Origin of the sequence: Pelotomaculum schinkii (assembly GCF_004369205.1) — a bacterium.
Taxonomy (GTDB): Bacteria; Bacillota; Desulfotomaculia; order Desulfotomaculales; family Pelotomaculaceae; genus Pelotomaculum_C; species Pelotomaculum_C schinkii.
This window is the reverse complement of record NZ_QFGA01000001.1, coordinates 1,900,275-1,919,265: the sequence shown is the minus strand read 5'-3', so window position 1 is coordinate 1,919,265 and position 18,991 is coordinate 1,900,275. Positions and strand designations below refer to the sequence as shown.

Sequence of the window (18,991 nt, the reverse complement as noted above, 5' to 3'; positions counted from 1 at the left end):
AAAGAACCGTCCCCCTGCTTCCTTATATGGTTCTTCCTTGACACTTGTAATTGTGTGTATTATAATGTTAAATGTGGTTTTTAGCGGTTCCCAGCCCCGGGCCGGTAAAAACAAAGGTTTTTGCCTTGTTTGTTGACTTAAGGAGGGAAAGATTTTAAATGAAGACCTTTATGGCCAAGGCTGAAGATATAAAGATGAACCGCAAATGGTTTGTCCTGGACGCTGAAGGCAAGGTTCTCGGCAAACTGGCGGTGGAGGCGGCGAAAATCTTGAGGGGGAAGCATCGTCCCAATTTTACCCCCCACGTCGACACCGGTGACCACGTGATTGTGATCAACGCGTCCAAAATCAGGCTGACCGGCAAGAAGCTGCAGGACAAGAAGTACATCAGGCACTCCGGCTATCCCGGCGGTTTGAAAACGGTCGACTACGGCACTTTACTTAAAACCAGGCCCGAACTGGCCGTCGAAAAGGCCATCGTGGGCATGCTGCCCCATAACAAACTTGGCGCCGATATGGCCAGAAAGCTTAAAGTATATAAAGACGCCGAACACCCGCACCAGGCCCAAAAACCCGAGGCCTGGCAGTGGCAGACCATCGGGAAGGAGGAATAAAGCATGGCAAAGGTAATGTTTTACGGCACAGGCCGCAGGAAAAATGCCATTGCCCGGGTATTCCTCGTACCAGGTGAAGGCAACGTGATCATCAACAACCGGCCGGTAAGCGAATACTTCGGCCGCAAGACCCTGGAAATGATCGTACGCCAGCCCATGGAGCTTACCGGGGCGTCAGCCCGGTTCGACATCCAGGCCAAAGTTCTCGGCGGCGGCATCAGCGGCCAGGCCGGAGCAATCAAAATGGGCATCGCACGCGCGCTGATACAGGCCGACCCCAATCTTCGCCCCCCTTTAAAACGGGCCGGTTTCTTGACCAGGGACCCGCGTATGAAAGAGCGCCGCAAATACGGCCTCAAAAAAGCCCGCAAAGCGTCCCAGTTCTCAAAACGTTAACAAAAAGGAAGGGAAACCCTTCCTTTTTTTATGCGTAAACAGGTCCTAAGAGATTTTTTGCTCATCCCTTTGTGGGATTATGTGCGAATGAAGGAAGGGAGTCTCCCTTTCTTTTTTGTTTACATGATCTTTTTCGGAATAGTCCTTATGTAAATCAGTGCGAAAAGAATGTCGTTCATGAAAATAAGCTACAACTTTTACTTTTTATGTCGATAATATTATATGTATTGAGATTTTTTTTCGGTTAACCAGCAGGAAAACGATCCAATAGGTGAGGAATTATTGAAAAATTTATAAAATTTTTTATTATTCAACTAAAAAATATTGGTAAGTGATCTGTATTATACATAAAGTTGCCTTGTCTATCTGCGAGCTTATACAACATGCTGCTGAATATTATGAAAACACCAGCGATGTAGGCGCCATTTTAATCGCACACGGCGCGCCAGCGCCAAACTTGTGGCAGCCAATGTTGCATTTGTGCGAATGAATTCGCACCTGCATTTTTGGGGTATCGCTTCGTATGATGGACAACTGCTTTTAAGGCAGCGTCTATATCTAAGGTAATGTTAAAGGGAAAGGAGTTGATGATTCGTTCGATTTTATCCGGGCAGACCGCAGGGAATGGCAGGCAGACTTCCCGTGCCGGCGGGCGGCGGTCCGGCGCATAACTTGCAATTCTAAGGGGTTATGTCCGAATGGATTTTTGCTCTGTTAATCTGCCAAAAAGAAAGGAGAGATTTTATTATGTCCGATCCGTTTTTAGGTACAATCATAGCCTGGCCATGTAATTTCGCACCAATGGGATGGGCGTTCTGCAATGGCCAGCTCCTGCAGATCAGGACGAACCAGGCGTTATTTGCTCTTATCGGGACTACTTACGGGGGTGATGGAATTAACACTTTTGCCCTGCCAAACCTGTGCGGGCGCGTTCCCCTTGGAGCGGGGCAGGGACCCGGCCTGACACCGCGAAGTCTTGGCGAGAGCGCCGGCTCTGAAAAAGTTGCCCTTTCAGTTAATGAGATGCCTGCTCATAATCATGTTTCGGCCGGGATTCCCGCTTCCACTAAAACGGCAACGGTGGGACAGCCCGGTCCTGCGGTGGTGCCGGGTTCCTATGAAAAGGAAAGGGGCCAGTATTACAACATCTATTCGCCCGAGGCTGACGCCAATACAACCCTTAAGCCGGCCTCTCCCACCGGCACCGCCGGGGGTGGTCAACCCCATAACAATATGCCGCCCTACCTGGCTATCAATTACATTATAGCCCTGCAGGGCATTTTCCCTCCCAGGGATTAAGGCGAAACGAATGAACGCCGCCGCTGAAGGACGGGAGATAAACAGGTGTGCTTCCGGCGGGGAGGAGACGGTACGGGTAACCCTGCGTCCGGCATGTCCGGCGGATGAGCCGTTTCTCTTCCGTCTCTTTGCCGGCGGCCGTCCGGATCTGGAGTGGATCACTTATCTCAGCGAGGAGCAGAAGACGGAGCTTTATCGCCGGCAGTTCCGGTGCGAGCAGGAGCAGTTCAAAAAAAACTACCCCGATGCGCAGTTTTGCATTGTACTTCTGGAAGGAGAACCCGTGGGAAGGTTGTACGTTCACCGCGGGAAAGAAGAGTTTCGCGGTCTCGCCATCACCCTGCTCCCTGAATTCCGCAACATGGGAATCGGGAGTGAGTTGATCAACGGTATGCTGCGGGACGCCTCCAAGGCGGGCAAGCCGGTGCGTATCCATGTGGCCTGGTACAACTACGCCGCCCGTGCCCTTTATGAAAGGCTTGGGTTCCGTGTGGTCGAAGATGGGGGAGCTTACTGTGAAATGCAGTGTGAACCGGAGGTGAAAAATGAGCCATAGACTGAAGTTACTTCTTGTATTTTCTATATTGATATCCATTTTTACAGCTGTGTTTGAAAATGCGCCCAAAGCAGAGGCCTTCACGATTCCGGCGCTGACTCAGGACCTCAGTTACCCGGACTGGGTGAACGATTCCAACAACGGTTTTACGATCACCGCCAGCAGCAACGCAAGATTGAGCGGCGACCCGTCGTTTATCTGGCTGGCAGGTCCCGACGAAGGCCCCATCGGGGCCGGGCCGGCCTCGCTGACCATCAGTGCCGGCGAAGACTTTGCGGGGGGCGTGTTCGACCTGACCGCCATTGCGTTCGATTTGTTACCCGGGAGCACTTACAACGTGACTGTCACAGGTTATAAGGCTAGTGGGAGCACGGTCACCGCCGGTGTAACCGGCGGCAGCACGGCGGAATTTAATGCGATTGATTTAAGCGGCATGACCCAACTGACTTCTTTTGATGTTGAATTAGTTCGAACAGCAGGCGACGATGATCTGTCCTACCTGGCTCTGGATTCTTTTACCATTGTCAATCCCCAGTTATACGCAGGAAACCAGGCGCCCACTATCTCCAACCTCAGCGACGCCCTCTTTCAGGAGAACACAGTCAATGCCGCGCCGCAGCAGATTGACGCCGATATCACGGTGACCGACAGTGACTCGGCGGACTTCGACGGCGGACAGGTCGTGGTCTCCTACACCGCCGCGGGGCTGCCGGAAGACCAGCTGTCCATCGGCAATATCGGCAATATTTCCGTGGCTGGCAGCGCCGTCAACCATGCCGGCGTGGGCCAGATCGGCACGATCAGTGGCGGTACCAACGGCGCCGACCTGGTGATCTCCCTCAATGCCACCGCCACCCCGGCGCGGGTTACAGAATTGCTGCGCGCGCTGGCCTACGGGAACACCTTCAATGAGCCCGCCAGCCATCGCACCATCTCCATCACCGTCAGTGACGGCGACGGGGGTACCAGTGCAGCGGTGACGGCCAAAATATCGGTGTCCGGCCAGGCGGAGTCCGGCGTCGAGATCCCGGCGTTGACACAGGACCTCAGTTACCCGGCCTGGTGGGACGATCTCAATAACGGTTTCACCATTGCCGCCAACGGCAGCGCGGCCTTGAACGGTAACGCTACGAGTATCTGGTTAGAAAATGGCGGCACCGGTCCGGCTTCCTTAACCATCATTGCCACCGAACAATTCGAGGGAGGCATGTTCGACCTGGCCGGGCTGGTATTCGATTTGGCCGGCAGCGGGAATACCTACACTGTCACCATCACCGGTCACAAGGCCGGGGGCAGTACGGTCACAGCCGACGTAACCGGCGGCACTGCGGCGGAATTAAACGCGATAGACTTAAGCGGCATGACCCATATCTATTCTTTTGATGTTCAAATTTCCGGCACCGCTAACGTGTATAACCTGGGGCTGGATTCGTTTACCATCGCCAACCCCCAGACCAGCGCGGGAAACCTGCCGCCAAGTATTTCCAACCTTAACGACACCGCCTTTCAGGAGAACACCGTCAATGCCGCGCCGCAGCAGATTGACGCGGACATCACGGTAACCGACAGCGACTCCGAGGACTTCGACGGCGGGCAGGTCACGGTCTCCTACACTTCCGCGGGATTGCCGGAGGACCAGCTGTCCGTCGGCAATATCGGCAATATTTCCGTGGCGGGCAGCGCCGTCAACTATGCCGGCGCCGGTCAGATCGGCACAATGAGCGGCGGAGCCAACGGTTCCAGCCTGGTGATTTCCCTCAACTCCGTCACCACACCGGTGCGGGTTACAGAATTGCTGCGCGCGCTCACTTACCGGAACACTTCTGATGAGCCCGCCAGTTACCGCACCATCTCCGTTACCGTCAGCGACGGCGACGGGGGCACCAGTACGGCGGCTACGGCCAGGATATCGGTGTCCGGCCAGGCAGAGTCCGGAGTCGACAGCCCGGCTCTGACCCAGGACCTCAGTTATCCGGACTGGGTGGACGATCTCAACAACGGTTTCACGGTTGCCGCCAACGGCAGCGTGACCCTGGCCGGTGACGCGTCATCCATATGGCTAACTGGCGGAGGCGCCGGTCCGGCCTCGTTAACCATCACTGCCGCCGAACAATTCGAGGGAGGCATGTTTGACCTGGCCGGCATTGTGTTCGACTTATATGGCAGCGGTAACATCTATACCGCCACTGTCACGGGACACAAGGCCGGTGGGGGCACGGTCACTACCAGCGCCACCGGCAGCGACACGGTGTCATTCAACGCGATAAACTTGAGCGGCATGACCGGCCTGACTTCGTTTGACGTTCAAATCGTACGGGTTTCAGGCTTCCAGGACGTGTCAAACCTGGGGCTGGATTCTTTTACCATTGCCAATCCCCAGGCCGCCAACCTGCCGCCCGTATTCCATTCGGCTGCGAGCTTTAGTGTACCGGAAACCGCCCAGGCGGACAGCGCCGTGCTGCACGACGTCCAGGCCGACGACGGAGACGGCGGCGCCAACGACGCCAACCTGACCTACAGCATAGCAGGCGGGACCGGCCAAAGCTACTTTGCCATCAACGGTGCAACCGGGGAGATTACCCTCAGTGCCGCCGGCGCGGCGGCCCTCGATTACGAATCGGCCGCCGGTTACACGCTGACGGTTCGCGCCGACGACGGCCAGGCAACCAACAACATCACCGAGCAGACCATCACCGTCAACGTAAGTGACGTCGCCCCGGTTGTTACCCCCGGCCAATCGTTTACGGTAAGCGAAACAGCCACAGACGGTACATCCGTGGGCGCCGTCGTAGCCGCCGGCGACGACGACTCGGTGACCTACTCCATCGAAAGCGGCAACACCGGCGGCGCTTTTGCCATCAACGCATCCACCGGTGAGATGACCGTGAACAATAGCGGCGCCATCGACTACGAGGCCGCCGCCAGCTTTACACTAACCATTCAGGCCACGGACGGTAGCAACAACTCCAGCCAGGCCGTCACCGTCAACGTAAGTGACGCCGCCCCGGTTGTTACTCCCGGCCAATCGTTTACGGTAAGCGAAACAGCCGCCGCAGGCACATCGGTGGGCGCCGTCGCGGTTACCGGCGACGACGACTCGCTGACCTTCTCCATCGAAAGCGGCAACACCGGCGGCGCCTTTGCTATCAACGCATCCACCGGAGAGATTACCGTGAACAATGCCGACGCCATCGACTACGAGACTGCGGCAAGCTTTACACTGACCGTTAAGGCCACGGACGGGAGCAACAACAGCGCGCAGACGGTGACCGTCGATGTCGACAATGTCAACGAACCCCCTTCGGTTTCCGCACCGGCGGCTGTTACGGTCACTGAGGATGTGCTAAGCCCGATTACCGGTATTTCAGTGGCGGACATGGACGCGGGGGCAAATAATGTGATAGCCACTTTTACGGTTGATTTCGGTATACTGTCGGCAGCATCCGGGGGCGGGGTAACCGTGGGCGGTACGGCAGCCGCTCTGACCCTGACCGGGACAGTCGCGGATATTAACAATTTTATCAGCGGCGGCAACCTACGCTATACCACCGCCCTGAACGACACCGGCGACGCAAGCTTAAGCGTTTCAGTCAATGACCAGGGCCACACCGGCCCGGGCGGCGCCCTGGAGTCCGGCGTAACGAACGTTACGGTTCATGTCGACCCCGTCAACGACGCGCCCTCTTTCACCAAAGGTCCGGACCAGGCTGTTTCGGCCAATGCGGGGCCACAGACCATGGCAAACTGGGCCACGGACATTATAGCGGGGCCTGCCGACGAGGCGGGTCAGACGATGACCTTCTCTGTGTACAGCAACGATAATCCCGCGCTATTTGCAGTTCCGCCGGCTGTGGCTGCAGACGGAACACTTACGTACACCCCTGCGCCGGGCGCCACCGGAAGCGCAACAGTAGCCTTTTGTTTAACGGATGACGGCGGGACGGCCAACGGCGGCGTTGACACCTCGGCTTCTCAATTCGTAGTGTTCCAGGTATACGCGGCGGACGGCGGCGGCGCGCTGACGGTCTTTCCCGGCAGCGTAACCGCGGGACAGACAGGGGTAACCTTGACTTTCACCTATGTGGCGGACGCCGGCGGGTTAAATAACGGCGCCATAACCATCACCGTTCCGGACGGTTGGAGTGTCCCTGGCACCGACCCCGCGGGAGCGGGCTACAGTACGGCCAGCAAAGGGAGTGTAACTGTCGCCGGCCGCACCATTACAGTCTCCGGCCTAAACCTGGCGGGCGGCGAATCCCTTACGGTGAGCTACGGCGACAAGGCGATGGGGGGACCCGGCGCCACCGCCGCCACGACACCGGGCACGGTGACCTGGCAGGCTGCAACAAAGTCCACCTCCGGCGGGACATTAATCGACCTGGGAGCGTCTCCGGCAATAACGGTGACAAACGGCGTCACGGACCCGGACAGGTCCGCGGTAGCAGCCGGTCCCACCACCGTCCCGGGTGACGGAACAGGCGTCTCCACCATCACGGTAACCTTGCGAGACCATTTTGACAACCTTGTCGGCGGGCAAACCGTAGAGCTCAATCAAGGCTCCGGCAGTTCGGTCATCACGCCGGCAACCGCGGTGTCCGACCAAAACGGCCGGGCTGTCTTCAGCGTACACAGCATCCGTGCGGAGACGGTGACGTATACGGCCACAGACATATCAGCCGGTGTGACCCTGGCACAGAGCGCCCAGGTAACCTTTACGGGGGGAGTAAGCGTCAGTCCCACCGGCTTAAGCCTCACCGAGGGTGAGCATGCCGGCTACTCCGTGGCACTGGGTTCCCAGCCGGCAGACACGGTGACCATCCATGTATATGGCGGCAGCCAGGCAGCCGTGGCCCCTGCGTCCCTGTCGTTCAATGGCGGCAACTGGAATGTCCCCCAGACGGTGACGGTAACCGCTGTTGATGATAATGTAAACCAGGGCCCCCGCGACCTAACGGTCACAAACGGGGTATACAGCTCCGATCCTTATTACAGCAGCGTCATAGCGGACCCCGTGGTCGTCCACATCACCGACAACGACTCTCCGGCGGTGCGCATAGTCCAGACCGGCGGCTCCACCAGCGTGACGGAGGGCGGAGAGCCGGGCAAGTACGCGGTTGTACTTACCACCCGGCCGGCGGATAGTGTTACTGTCAAGGTTTATGGAGACAGCCAGTTGGATTTGTATCCAACAGAAATTACCTTTTCACCTCATAATTGGAGCCTCCCGCAGGAGGTCGCGGTCACAGCGGTGGATAACTTTACGGCCGAAGGATCGCGCTCCGTGTCCGTGACCCATTCTGTTTACAGTCCGGATCCGGATTACAACGGCATCCCGGTGCAGCCATTGACCATTTACATCACCGATAACGATACACCGGCGGTGATCATAGGTGACAACAGCGGCTCTGTCAGCGTGACGGAGGGCGGGGCTTCAGTCAAATACCCCATTGTGCTTGCCACTCAGCCGTCGGCCAGCGTGGTGGTCAATGTGTACGGGGACGCTCAGGTAAGCGTGTCGCCTGGATCCTTGACTTTCTCGCCAAACGATTGGAACGTGCCGCAGGAGGTCACGGTGACGGCTGTTGACGACAACGCTGTTGAGGGACCGCACACCGGCGCCATAAAGCACAGCGTTTCCAGCAACGACCCGGACTACGACGCTATAGCGGCGCCGGACCTCAGCGTAAGCATCACCGACAACGACAGGGGCGGTAGTGGAGGACATGTTTCCTCCCCGTCATCTTCCGCCACCGGGTCGGCCGTGATAAAGTCAAGCGTTGGCGGGACCGTAAGCCTGGGCAACGAGGTGTCGGTATCCATACCGGCCGGAGCCCTGACCGGGTACACCAATGTTAACGTAAGCATTGTCAGACATGATAATCCCCCGCCGGCGCCCGCAGGCTTTACCGTACTGGGCGGCCATTACGAGCTTAGCGTGAACGGCCAGAGTCACTACAATTTCAATAAGCCGGTCACCCTGACCTTCATATTTGATCCGGCGGCCCTGGCTCCCGGCGAAAAGCCGGAGGTGTTCTACTACGATGAGGAGAGCGCGCAGTGGATCAGCCTGGGCGGCGAGGTCGCGGGAAATACCATCACGATAACCGTGGACCACTTCACCCTGTACGCCGTGATGGCTAAAAGAGCCGTCGCCTTTGCCGACATCGCCGGCCACTGGGCACAAGAGAATATAGAAAAATTGGTGGCCACAGGCGCCGTCAACGGCTACCCCGACGACACCTTCAGGCCGGACAGCTCCATCACCCGGGCGGAGTTCGTCACCGTCCTGGTGAAGGCCTGCAAACTGGAGCCACAACAAGGTAAAATATTTGCCGACACACAAGAGCACTGGGCGAAGGATAGTATCTCCACCGCCAGTTTCCACGGCATAATTGACGGCTACAGCGACGAGGCCTTCGGTCCGGACGACCCGGTGACCAGGGAGCAGGCGGCGGTGATGGTTGTAAAAGCCGCTAAGCTTGCCGCGCCGCTGTCTAACGGCACATCTTTTACCGACAGTGCGGAAATTTCCGGTTGGGCGACAGGTGCAGTGGCCGCAGCCGTGCAGAACGGGGTGATCAATGGATATCCGGACAACACCTTCCGGCCAAAAGCAGATACGACCAGAGCGGAAGCGGTTACGATCATAGTAAAAGCGCTTGGATGGTAGTCGCTCTTGCCGGCGGCATTTCAATCACACACGGCGCCTGGACGTTGTTTTTTAAGATGGATGTTTAGATATGCGATTAAACTGGCGGACCCCCCGGAGAAATATTTCCGGTGGTGTTCCTAAGGAGAATGAGCTTACACTATGAAGGAAGGGCACCCCCCTTCCTTTTTTTCATAAGCAGATATATGGTATAATTGCCTGGAAAAAAGTTACGCATGAGTTCCAGGACATGAGACCTTGAAACAGCATTGAAATGCAAGTGCGAATTAATGTGGAAAACGAGGTGCGAATTCATTCGCACAGACCCACATATTTTCATTGGTAGTTTGCGATTGAAAATCATGATTGGTTCATTCGCAGTTGCACTGCGAAGCAGTTCAAGCGGCTAAGTCCTCTGGATGCTGAAAATTGTGGTATAATATAAATGGTAAATATTTACGATTGGATTTGGGTGAAGCAGAAAATGCATCAGCACCGTATTTTTTCCTTACTGGCCGAATATTTTTCGAAGAACAACGAGGTTATGGCAGCCTATGTTTTTGGGTCATATGCAGAGGATGTAGCCAGGCCGGACAGCGACATTGACATTGCGGTTATAATGGAGCCTGTTTCCAGAGACACAATGGAGTATCGTCTGGCTGTAATGGAGGATATTAAGAGGCTGACCGGGTTGGACGCGGACATTATTGTCCTCAATGAAGCGCCCATAATGCTGCAGTTCCAGGTTATACAGAAGGGCAAAGTGGTTTTTGAAAGAGACGCCGACAAGAGGGCGGTTTTTGTAATGTCTGTAGCCGGCAGGTATTATGATTACAAGCGCTACTTTGATTATCATGCACGGCATCTCGCCGAAAGAATCAAGGAGGTCGGGCTTGGTGTTCGATAAAAGCGTCGTCCTTTTGCGCCTGGCAAAACTGGATGAGTACGTCAGCCGGCTAAAACGATTCGAACCGGTTGGTTTGCAGGAATATCTTGGTAACCAGGACATGCAGGCGGTTGTGGAAAGGTACCTCCAGTTATCTATACAGGTTTGCATCGATATTGCGAATTATATTATTGCCAGAAAGAGATTGAGCTTTCCTTTCGAGCAAGAAAACATTTTTTTATTGCTCGGCAAGGCAGGTATAATACCCAATGATTTGGCTAACAGAATAAAAGGCATTGTGAGTTTCAGGAACATACTTGTACATGATTACATGGAAATTAATCCGGAAAAAGTGTATGGTATTCTGAAGCATAGTTTTAATGATTTTGATGAGTTTGCCAGGGCATCTGTATATTTTATAGAAAAACAAGAAGGGGAATGAGCTCGATTATGAAGGAAGGGAGCCCCCTCTTCCTTTTTTATAAGCGGATATATGGTATAATGATCTGGAAAAAAGTGACGCGTGCATGAAAGCCGGTATGCTGGCATCCCATGGTTTGAATGTGTGTCCACACCGCATTTGAGAAAGCGGGTGTGCAATTGATTTGTTGTTAATAACGGAGGAACCCTTTGGAGCGTTTACTGTTTGTTTTTCTGCTTACGGCCTTTATCAACCTGATCAACACCCTCACCCGGTCCTCGCGCCTGTCCGGGGTGAGGACCGGCAGCCTGGCCACGGCCATATCCCTTTTCGGAGTGGTTTACCTGGCCGCCAGCTTTGCCAACACACTGCAGGCCCCATTGCTGGCCTCGACGGTGGAGCTGATCATCAAGAACGCCTATAACCAGGCCCTCGGCATCGCGGCGGCTGCGGACGCCACCGGTACCCAGGTCTACCAGCAGGCCTTGATGGGGCTCAACTACAAGCTGCGCTTCGTTATCGCGGGAGCCTCGCTCGGCACTGTGGCGGGGATGCTGGTGATCCCCAGCTTTGTCACCTCCTTTGCCAACGCCATCAACGCCTTCGGCAGGACCGGCTCGGTCTTTAAGGTCATCCCCCTCATCCTCGTCTCGCTATTCAAGCCGGGCAGCGGCATCCTCAAGCTGCGCATGTCCTCCCTGGCCACCTTGAGGGAGATCGTCACCACCAGGATGACTACCCCGAAGTCCTTTTTGCTCTGGAACCTGGCCAGCTACAGCCTGTGGACCTGCAACGTGCTGGCCGGCCTCTATGCCGGCGCCCTTTACCCCGAGTTCCGCGGGACCGCGGTGATGATGGCGGCCATTGTCGGGAACGCGGCCATCGTGGTCAACGTGATGATGGTCGACCCGGTCCTGGCCAAGGTCACCGACGCCGTAGCCCGGGGCGAAGAAAAGGAGCTCGAGCTGAAGCAAATTGTCTTCTACCTGGCCGTCTCAAACCTGCTCGGCACGATCCTGGCCCAGGCCATCTTCGAGCCGGTATCGCGCGGCCTCATGCTCCTCACCCGCTGGATTTCCTGAAAGGTTGACAATGGGGCGAAGGTTGTTGTCAACTTCTTTTTTTTTGTGCATTTGTTTGGATCTTTATGAGAGTGAAACTTGATTTATGGAATGGTTGACAAGGATTGTTGACAACTTCAATCACAATCGCACTTGTACTGCGCGGCAGCAGGCGGATCTCTTTCGGGAGGTCCGTTTTTTATTTCAGCGGTACCGAATCGGGCTGGCTGGAATATATTGTAATACGGGTTGGTTACACCCGTTTATCAGCAGCAATGGGTGACACCGGGTACACCGGGTGACAGCGAAAACCGTCTCCACTGTCACCATGAGAACTGACGCTCCATTGCCACTATAAGGTGGTTGGTAAAAGTGGAAAGGCAGCAAGCCTCAGTATATAAGCCTTACGTAATCCAATGCAGCGGCCGCATTGGCCTGCCTGAGAGACGGCAGCTGGAAGCCCTGGAGGTCCTCCTGTGCGAGTATTTTCCGGGCAGCGCCTTTCTGGCCAGAGTGCGCGAAGAGCGGCTGGAGGCTGTAAAAAAATTGCCCTTCGTGGCTGACGCCAGCCTTTTCGGGGCCGAACAAAAATTCACAAGCGGTCTGATGAAGACCCTGGAGATGACACCGGACGGCTCGGACAAAAAAAAGCAAGTCATCGTAAAACTCTTTGAAAATACCGGGGCTGAGGCAGTTGTAGACTTCGTCAGGATGAATGGAGGCAGTGTGGCCGGGCATGACAGCCAGTGGCTGGAAATAGAGCTGCTGCCGGAGCAACTGGCCGAACTGGCCGGACTCAACGAGGTGCAATGCATCGAGGAAAAAGGGGAATATGAGCTCCTCAACAACCGCGCGGGGGAAATTATCAGGGTCCCGTCGCTGTGGAGCACAGGGTTATCCGGCGCCGGACAGGTCATCGGCATCGCGGATACCGGGCTTGACACCGGTGTCCCGGAAACCATGCACCCCGACTTGAAAAGCAGGGTGGTGGCCATATACGCTCTCGGCAGAAAAGAAGACGCCAGCGACTTCAACGGGCACGGCACGCATGTAGCCGGGTCCGCTTATGGCGACGGAAGCGCTTCCCAGGGCCTTTACCGGGGGATGGCGCCCGAAGCGTCTCTGGTCTTCCAGTCCATTATGGATAAAAACGGCAAGCTTACGGGGGCGCCCGGCGACCTCGGCGTCCTGCTCAAGCAGGCTTACGAGGCAGGGGCGAGGCTCTACAACATCTCCTGGGGTATGAGCGTTAACGGCGCCTATAATTACGCGTCTGCCCAGCTGGACAGGTTTGTCTGGGAATACGACGACATGGCGGTGGCCATAGCGGCCGGCAATAGCGGGCAGGCCGGGTCCATTACCGCTCCCGGCACGGCCAAAAATGTGATTACCGTCGGCGCCAGCGAGAACAACCGTCCGGATAAAGGCAACTATGCCGACAACCCAGCCGAGCTGGCCTTTTTCAGCAGCCGCGGCCCGACCAGCGACGGCCGCAGCAAGCCCGACGTCGTCGCTCCGGGGACCTGGATTCTCTCAACCAGGTCATCCCTGGCGCAGGACGACAATTTTTGGGGGATTGAGGACGAATACTACGCCTATCACAGCGGCACCAGCATGGCCACCCCCATTGTCACGGGGATGCTCGCCCTGGTGCGGGAGTATTTCATCCGGATCCACGGCTGCAAGCCTTCCGCCGCGCTGCTCAAAGCGGCCCTGCTCGACGGGGCCTTCGCCCTGCCCGGCTATATGGAAAACGATGAGGGCTGGGGGCGGATCAACGCGCCCGAACCGGCGATCGATTCCGCCAGGGAATGTTTATTCGTCAACCAGGAAACGAAGCTGGCCACGGGTGAAAGCAAAACGTATGAATACCTGTTGAGCGAGACGGGCGGACCATTGAAAATAACCCTGGCCTGGACGGATTACCCGGCGCAGGTTAACGCCGCAGCCACCCTGGTCAACGACCTCGACCTTACCGTGCAAAGCCCTTCCGGTCAGGCCTTCAGCCCCGGTGACCATGTCAACAACGTTGAACAGGTGGTGTTTTCAGCCCCGGAAACCGGGATCTACAAGGTGACCGTCAGCGGCAGCCACGTCCCGATGGGCTACCAGCGCTACGCCCTGTTTGTGTCGGGAAAACAATTCGGCCAGGCCGAGCCCGGCGACAGCCCTTAACCACCCCAGAGTACTACCTTGAATACATGTGTCCGGCATACGAAGCGACACCCCAAAAGGTGCGGGTGCGAATTCATTCGCAAAAATACCTCAAAGGAATGCAAATATGCGAAGACTCGTAGAAGCCCCCTAAACCGCTCCGTTCAAATCATAACCACCCGCTCAGCGGGTGTTTGCTCCAGCCCTATAAGGTCTTGGTACTAAGCTGAGTCTCAAGACCCGCTGAAAGTCCCCCCAACCGCATACATGCCCTACTACCCTTAAAAGGGTACTTTATTTACATTATAATAGTTTTGGTCTAGACGAATAACAATTTTTACCAATACAAATACTATCAGCCTAAAATCTTAAAAGATCTTCTTATAGCTAAAGCTTTTTGGAATCGCCTGCATCCATAAAAAAACATACTGGAGTAGACACCAACAACTTCATATCCCCCCTCAGACCCGCATACCATATATTAGGAGGGCTGTCCGGGTTCATTCGCGCGACGGCGCCTCTGCCGCGAACCAGAGCCGATAATAAGGGGGTTTACCTATGTCTCCCACCATCGTCACCGCCTTCCGGATCCGCAAGCGACACCTGGCCGCCCTGGCGGCCCTGTTGTTCCTTTCATTTTTTCTGGCCCGGCTGATCGAGGATAGGAACAGCCGGCAGGCCGTGGCGGCCATGGCCCCGGCCCTGGCCAACCGGGTTATTGTGGTCGACCCCGGCCACGGCGGGATCGACCCCGGCGCGGTGGGCAAGGACGGGCTCCTCGAAAAAGACATCACCCTGACGGTAGGCAAAAGGCTGGCCGCCAACCTCGGCCAGGCCGGGGCCATGGTGCTGCTGACCAGGGAGACCGACACCGACCTCAGCGACTCCACCACCCTCGGAGCCGCCGCCAAAAAGAGGGAGGACCTCCAGAGGCGGGTGGCGCTGGCCAACGACAACCAGGCCGACCTGTATGTCAGCATCCACGTCAACAGCTTTGCCTCCCCCGACCGGCGCGGCGCCCAGACCTTCGTCCAGCCGGGCAAGGAGGACAGCCTGAAGGCAAGCCGGTACATCCAGGCGGAGTTGGCCAGGCTGCTCCGCAACACCACCCGCCAGCCGGCGGAAGTAGACTACTACGTCACCAAAAACACCGCCATGCCGGCAGTAGTCGTGGAAATAGGGTTCCTCACCAACGACGCGGAGGCCAAACTGCTGGGGGACCCCGCCTACCAGGGCAAGGTCGCCTGGGCCATATACGCAGGTTTGGTAAAATATTTCAGCGAGCAGGGGCCGCCCGCCCGGGAGACCACGGGCAGGGAGGAAATAATCAAGACCTTTAAGGAGAACGCCACCAAGGGCCTGCGGCCCTAAAAGAAAAAATATAATTCCCAAAAAAGGGTATTGACACCTTATTACCATTCTGCTAATATATATACAGAACATATGTTTGGGGCAGGGACAAAGTGTTTTAAACATTTTACCTGCCCTAAAATGTTTACACCCAGTCCCTCCTCAAGACAAATGAATTCTCAAAGAGGAGGTGAATACATGGCTGTAAACAACGTCCCCGGCAATTCCGTGCTCAAGCTGGCGCTCCATGTCGGCGACAGCGCTACCGGCAGTCCGGTTTTGCGGAGCCGGAGCCTCAACGGGATCAAGCCGGCAGCGGCCGATCAGGACCTGTTTGACGTCGCCACCGCCCTGGCCGGGCTGCAGCAGTACCCGCTCAACGGGATTACCCGTGTCGACAACAGCGCTCTGATCAGCGCGTAGCATCAGGACACTTGTGTCATGATACGTGACGCCCGGAAAGCGGCTTGTGAAACTATCCATGAAAATGCACACCGAGCAGTACTTCAAAAAATGCAGGTGCGAATTCATTCGCACATCAGCCCCGGAGAAATGCATTATGCAGGGCTTGGAGGGAGTCTTTTGGAGCGCTTCCAACAAGTCCGGCGCTAACGAGCCGTTGTGCGATTGAAATGCCGCCTGAAAAGTGAAGTTTAATTCTCTACAGAAAGGAGGAGATTGATTGGCCACCAACACCAAAACCCTGCGCATGGTTTTTCGCAACCAGGCAGGTAAAAACGTCACCATTTCACTGGACAGCCCCAGGAGTGACGTGACCCCCGCCGAGATCGAAGCGGCCATGGACCTGGTGATCGCCCGCAACATTTTTACCAGTTCAGGCGGGGACCTGGTGTCCAAGCAGGACATCCGCATCATCGACAGCACCACCGACGACCTCTACGACCCCGCCTAGGAAGCAGGGGGACGGTTCTTTTGCTTCCAAATTGACTTCTCATTGTCGGAATGGTTCCCGCTGCCCAGAGGGATACGTCCCAATGCAGCATAATCTGTCAACTGTATAAGACGGGGGGGCAGCCCCCCCCCGCTCACTAACTAAATGAGGAGTGATACCACTGGATTTAATCCTGCAGGCGGTGGGCAATGTCGGGTTTCCCATAGCCGTGGCCGCGTACCTGCTGGTGCGCATCGAGAGCAAACTGGAGGCCCTGGCCGCCAGCATTGCCAGGTTGGCCGAAGCGGTAGCCGGTGAGCGGCGGCAGGAGTAGAAAAATAACTGTAGAAAGAAAAAGTCGCCGGCTTCACCAGCCGGCGACTTTTCTAAACTTTTTTGCCCCACGTTCACTATTTTGCCAATTCCTGTTTTAATGCGTTCTGGAGTACAGATGAAAAATTAATATGCCTTTTTTCCGCTTCTTCGTTCAGCCATTCGGGAATTGAAAGAGTTTTCTTTATCGCCTTGGTTTTGCGCCGATAATGATCAACGTTACAAGATACAAGGGTCGCAAAAGCATTCTCTGGAGTAATAATTTTCTTGATTTCTGTTGCTGTTGGCGCTGTGGTTCCTGCTTCCTCCAGGGACGCAAGATAAAGCCCCAATGCCTCTTGTGCCAAGGCCATTGTCTCTTGCAATGTCTCCCCATAGGTCTGGCAACCCTCAAGATCCGGAAAATCAACCCAAAACGCTCCGTCTTCTTGATGGAAAACAGCTGGATAAATTGTTAACATGATAAAATCACTCCTATTACCTTTCATTGCCACCCTCCCTATACTTAATATGATATACGTATATTACGTATTAGTCAATATATCTTACAAATAATTACCGGGGTTGAATAGAAATCTGATAGATCCCTATTTCATAAACCGCCAGTCTTGTTGATTGGCGGTTTTAACGAAAATTTAATATATTCTTCAGCTTAATTTAAGGAAATAAGGTTACAATACAACCAATCCAGAGTCGCACCGCTTTTTTAAGCAGGACAATAACCGGCTGCCGCCGGATTATATACCAGGACCATCCTCCTAACCTCCTTTTCCTTCCTTTTGTGACCCGCCTTTTTAAGGCGGGTTTTAAATTTTCATAGATACATTCAGCAAATATTCATCTTTTCCTCAGGTTGATTTAAGAATAGCGGGTTAAAATACAATCAAAGGACAATCACCGGCTATTGGCCGGATTGCATATATGCAAGTCCCACAACTTAATAATGGAACCTCCTTTTCTGTGTTGCCCGCCTTCGTAAGGCAGGCATTTTTTTAAATTTCTAAAAACTATTTTACATGATAGTACTATTACCTATAGTATATTCTTTTAAATTATGGTAAAATAATTTTGCCATACTCATCGGAGAAACCATTCTCCTTTTTGATGACCGCCTCAGCTTTCGGCGGTTTTTTCTTTTCCCTCGGATGCCCTCATCCGCCGGCGCGGCGGCCGATGGGGGACTTTGCCAGAGGCTCAATGTATTTAAATGTTGTAATTTATCTATATTTCTATTAAAATATAACGGTAGGTAAAAATATGTTGAATATCAAAATCACATATGATCTGGTGGTTAATGGACTTTTAAACCGCTGGAAAGACGAGGCGATGAATCCGGCTTCTTACTTGGGCGTCTGAAGCCAGCAGGAGCCAGTGACGCAACCGGCTATCCTTTTCAGAGTTTTTTTTGTCTATTTTTTTTGCCGTGTGCAAAAGTACTGGAGGTGAGGTTCTGAACAGTCGAAACACCCCGGCTGATATCGACGATCAGGCCATAGACCTGCGAGTATACGTGCAGATCTTAAAAAAACGCCGCGTCCTGATAGCCCTGGTTACGCTGTTCTCGGTGCTTGCCAGCGTCATCCTGAGCTTTTTTGTGGTGCGGCCCGTCTATGAGGCCAAGACCGTCCTGCTGGTTACCCAGGCGGCGGACAAGCTGCAGGTGTCAAGCCAGAAGGACGGTTTGGACAATATTGTCAACGGCATGACCCGCATCCCCGTGCTGACCATGAACACCTACGTCAACCAGGTCAAGAGCGACGAACTGATGATGCGGGTCATCGAGCGCCTGGACCTGGAGCCCCGCGGCGTCACGCCCCGTGGGCTGGCCGCGCAGGTCAAGGCCTCGGCCGCCAAGGACTCGTACCTGCTCGAATTGACCGTCAGCAACAACGACCGGCAGTTGGCCATGGACATCGCCAATACCCTGAGCCAGGAATTTATCCAGTCGATTACCGAGAGGAACCAGGAAGTAATGGACCGGTCCGTGGCGTTTCTGCAGGAGCAGATGGCGCAAGTAAGAAAAGAACTGGACGCCGCCGCGACACAGTCCGAGCGCGACCGCCTGCAGGGCATACTCACGCTGTTGTCCGAGGGTATCACCAGGACGCAGATCGCCCGTTCCTTTGACCTGGGCAGCACCAGCCTGGTCGTCGTATCACCGGCCATAGCAGCCGTCCAGGTCAAGCCCAATAAGCAGTTGAACATTGCCGTCGGCTTTTTGCTGGGCCTGATGGCGTCGGTGGCGCTCGCCTTGGTGCTGGAATTCCTGGACAACACGATCAAAAACCCGGAGGACGTGTCCCGTTACCTGGACCTGCCCGTGATGGGGATGATCCCGGCGGCGGACAGCCGGGACGAGACCTATTACGGAGAGTAATGA

15 protein-coding genes are annotated in these 18,991 nt (G+C 55.2%); 14 read left to right on the top strand and 1 reads right to left on the bottom strand.

Annotated features, from left to right (window positions below; all coding sequences use genetic code 11):
* The first annotated feature begins 158 nt into the window (after nucleotides 1-158).
* The 13 genes from rplM to Psch_RS08805 all read left to right on the top strand — a co-directional run bounded on the left by rplM (nucleotide 159) and on the right by Psch_RS08805 (nucleotide 16,612).
* Nucleotides 159-614, top strand: a complete 456-nt coding sequence (gene rplM / locus Psch_RS08865; protein ID WP_134219729.1) for a 50S ribosomal protein L13 — start codon at nucleotides 159-161, stop codon at nucleotides 612-614.
* A gap of 3 nt (nucleotides 615-617) precedes the next feature.
* Entirely contained in the window at nucleotides 618-1,010 is a 393-nt protein-coding gene (gene rpsI, locus Psch_RS08860) for a 30S ribosomal protein S9 (RefSeq protein WP_134219728.1), read from the top strand.
* A 747-nt stretch (nucleotides 1,011-1,757) separates the two neighbouring features.
* Nucleotides 1,758-2,309, top strand: a complete 552-nt coding sequence (locus tag Psch_RS08855; RefSeq protein ID WP_190239927.1) for a phage tail protein — start codon at nucleotides 1,758-1,760, stop codon at nucleotides 2,307-2,309.
* Between the two features lie 10 nt (nucleotides 2,310-2,319).
* Entirely contained in the window at nucleotides 2,320-2,865 is a 546-nt protein-coding gene (locus tag Psch_RS08850; RefSeq protein WP_190239926.1) for a GNAT family N-acetyltransferase, read from the top strand.
* On the top strand, nucleotides 2,855-9,535 hold the full coding sequence (locus Psch_RS08845; protein WP_190239925.1) for an S-layer homology domain-containing protein: 6,681 nt from the start codon (nucleotides 2,855-2,857) through the stop codon (nucleotides 9,533-9,535). Before Psch_RS08850 ends, Psch_RS08845 begins: the two co-directional genes overlap by 11 nt.
* 463 nt (nucleotides 9,536-9,998) lie before the next feature.
* Nucleotides 9,999-10,421 carry a type VII toxin-antitoxin system MntA family adenylyltransferase antitoxin gene (mntA, locus tag Psch_RS08840; RefSeq protein WP_190239924.1) on the top strand — a complete coding sequence of 141 codons (423 nt, stop codon included), beginning with the start codon at nucleotides 9,999-10,001 and terminating at the stop codon, nucleotides 10,419-10,421.
* Entirely contained in the window at nucleotides 10,411-10,842 is a 432-nt protein-coding gene (gene hepT / locus Psch_RS08835; RefSeq protein ID WP_190239923.1) for a type VII toxin-antitoxin system HepT family RNase toxin, read from the top strand. Before mntA ends, hepT begins: the two co-directional genes overlap by 11 nt.
* A 188-nt stretch (nucleotides 10,843-11,030) precedes the next feature.
* Nucleotides 11,031-11,903 carry a lipid II flippase family protein gene (locus Psch_RS08830; protein WP_190239922.1) on the top strand — a complete coding sequence of 291 codons (873 nt, stop codon included), beginning with the start codon at nucleotides 11,031-11,033 and terminating at the stop codon, nucleotides 11,901-11,903.
* Between the two features lie 351 nt (nucleotides 11,904-12,254).
* The gene (locus tag Psch_RS08825; protein WP_190239921.1) at nucleotides 12,255-14,057 is read left to right on the top strand and encodes a S8 family serine peptidase; all 1,803 of its coding nucleotides are present in this window, start codon (nucleotides 12,255-12,257) and stop codon (nucleotides 14,055-14,057) included.
* 537 nt (nucleotides 14,058-14,594) lie between these two features.
* Nucleotides 14,595-15,407: an N-acetylmuramoyl-L-alanine amidase CwlD gene (gene cwlD, locus Psch_RS08820; RefSeq protein WP_190239920.1), complete on the top strand. Its 813-nt coding sequence runs from the start codon at nucleotides 14,595-14,597 to the stop codon at nucleotides 15,405-15,407.
* Nucleotides 15,408-15,584: 177 nt separating this feature from the next.
* A complete protein-coding gene (locus Psch_RS08815) occupies nucleotides 15,585-15,809 on the top strand; it encodes a DUF1659 domain-containing protein (RefSeq protein ID WP_190239919.1) in 225 nt (74 codons plus the stop codon).
* Between the two features lie 259 nt (nucleotides 15,810-16,068).
* Complete coding sequence (locus tag Psch_RS08810) at nucleotides 16,069-16,299, top strand: DUF2922 domain-containing protein (protein WP_190239918.1); 231 nt, start codon at nucleotides 16,069-16,071, stop codon at nucleotides 16,297-16,299.
* A 151-nt stretch (nucleotides 16,300-16,450) separates the two neighbouring features.
* Nucleotides 16,451-16,612, top strand: coding sequence for a YvrJ family protein (locus tag Psch_RS08805; protein ID WP_427910079.1), 162 nt, complete (start codon nucleotides 16,451-16,453; stop codon nucleotides 16,610-16,612).
* A gap of 76 nt (nucleotides 16,613-16,688) precedes the next feature.
* Here Psch_RS08805 and Psch_RS08800 read toward each other — a convergent pair whose 3' ends face one another.
* Nucleotides 16,689-17,099, bottom strand: coding sequence for a type II toxin-antitoxin system HicB family antitoxin (locus Psch_RS08800; protein ID WP_243123993.1), 411 nt, complete (start codon nucleotides 17,097-17,099; stop codon nucleotides 16,689-16,691).
* Between the two features lie 917 nt (nucleotides 17,100-18,016).
* Here Psch_RS08800 and Psch_RS08795 point away from each other — a divergent pair.
* Entirely contained in the window at nucleotides 18,017-18,988 is a 972-nt protein-coding gene (locus Psch_RS08795) for a YveK family protein (RefSeq protein ID WP_243123992.1), read from the top strand.
* The last annotated feature ends 3 nt before the right edge of the window (nucleotides 18,989-18,991 follow it).

Excerpts from the sequence above, each read along its gene's own strand:
- Psch_RS08815 (WP_190239919.1), top strand. The coding sequence starts at position 15,585 with ATGGCTGTAAACAACGTCCCCGGCAATTCCGTGCTCAAGCTGGCGCTC.
- mntA (WP_190239924.1), top strand. The coding sequence starts at position 9,999 with ATGCATCAGCACCGTATTTTTTCCTTACTGGCCGAATATTTTTCGAAG.
- rplM (WP_134219729.1), top strand. The coding sequence starts at position 159 with ATGAAGACCTTTATGGCCAAGGCTGAAGATATAAAGATGAACCGCAAA.
- rpsI (WP_134219728.1), top strand. The coding sequence starts at position 618 with ATGGCAAAGGTAATGTTTTACGGCACAGGCCGCAGGAAAAATGCCATT.
- Psch_RS08850 (WP_190239926.1), top strand. The coding sequence starts at position 2,320 with ATGAACGCCGCCGCTGAAGGACGGGAGATAAACAGGTGTGCTTCCGGC.
- Psch_RS08855 (WP_190239927.1), top strand. The coding sequence starts at position 1,758 with ATGTCCGATCCGTTTTTAGGTACAATCATAGCCTGGCCATGTAATTTC.
- Psch_RS08800 (WP_243123993.1), bottom strand. The coding sequence starts at position 17,099 with ATGAAAGGTAATAGGAGTGATTTTATCATGTTAACAATTTATCCAGCT.
- Psch_RS08845 (WP_190239925.1), top strand. The coding sequence starts at position 2,855 with ATGAGCCATAGACTGAAGTTACTTCTTGTATTTTCTATATTGATATCC.
- cwlD (WP_190239920.1), top strand. The coding sequence starts at position 14,595 with ATGTCTCCCACCATCGTCACCGCCTTCCGGATCCGCAAGCGACACCTG.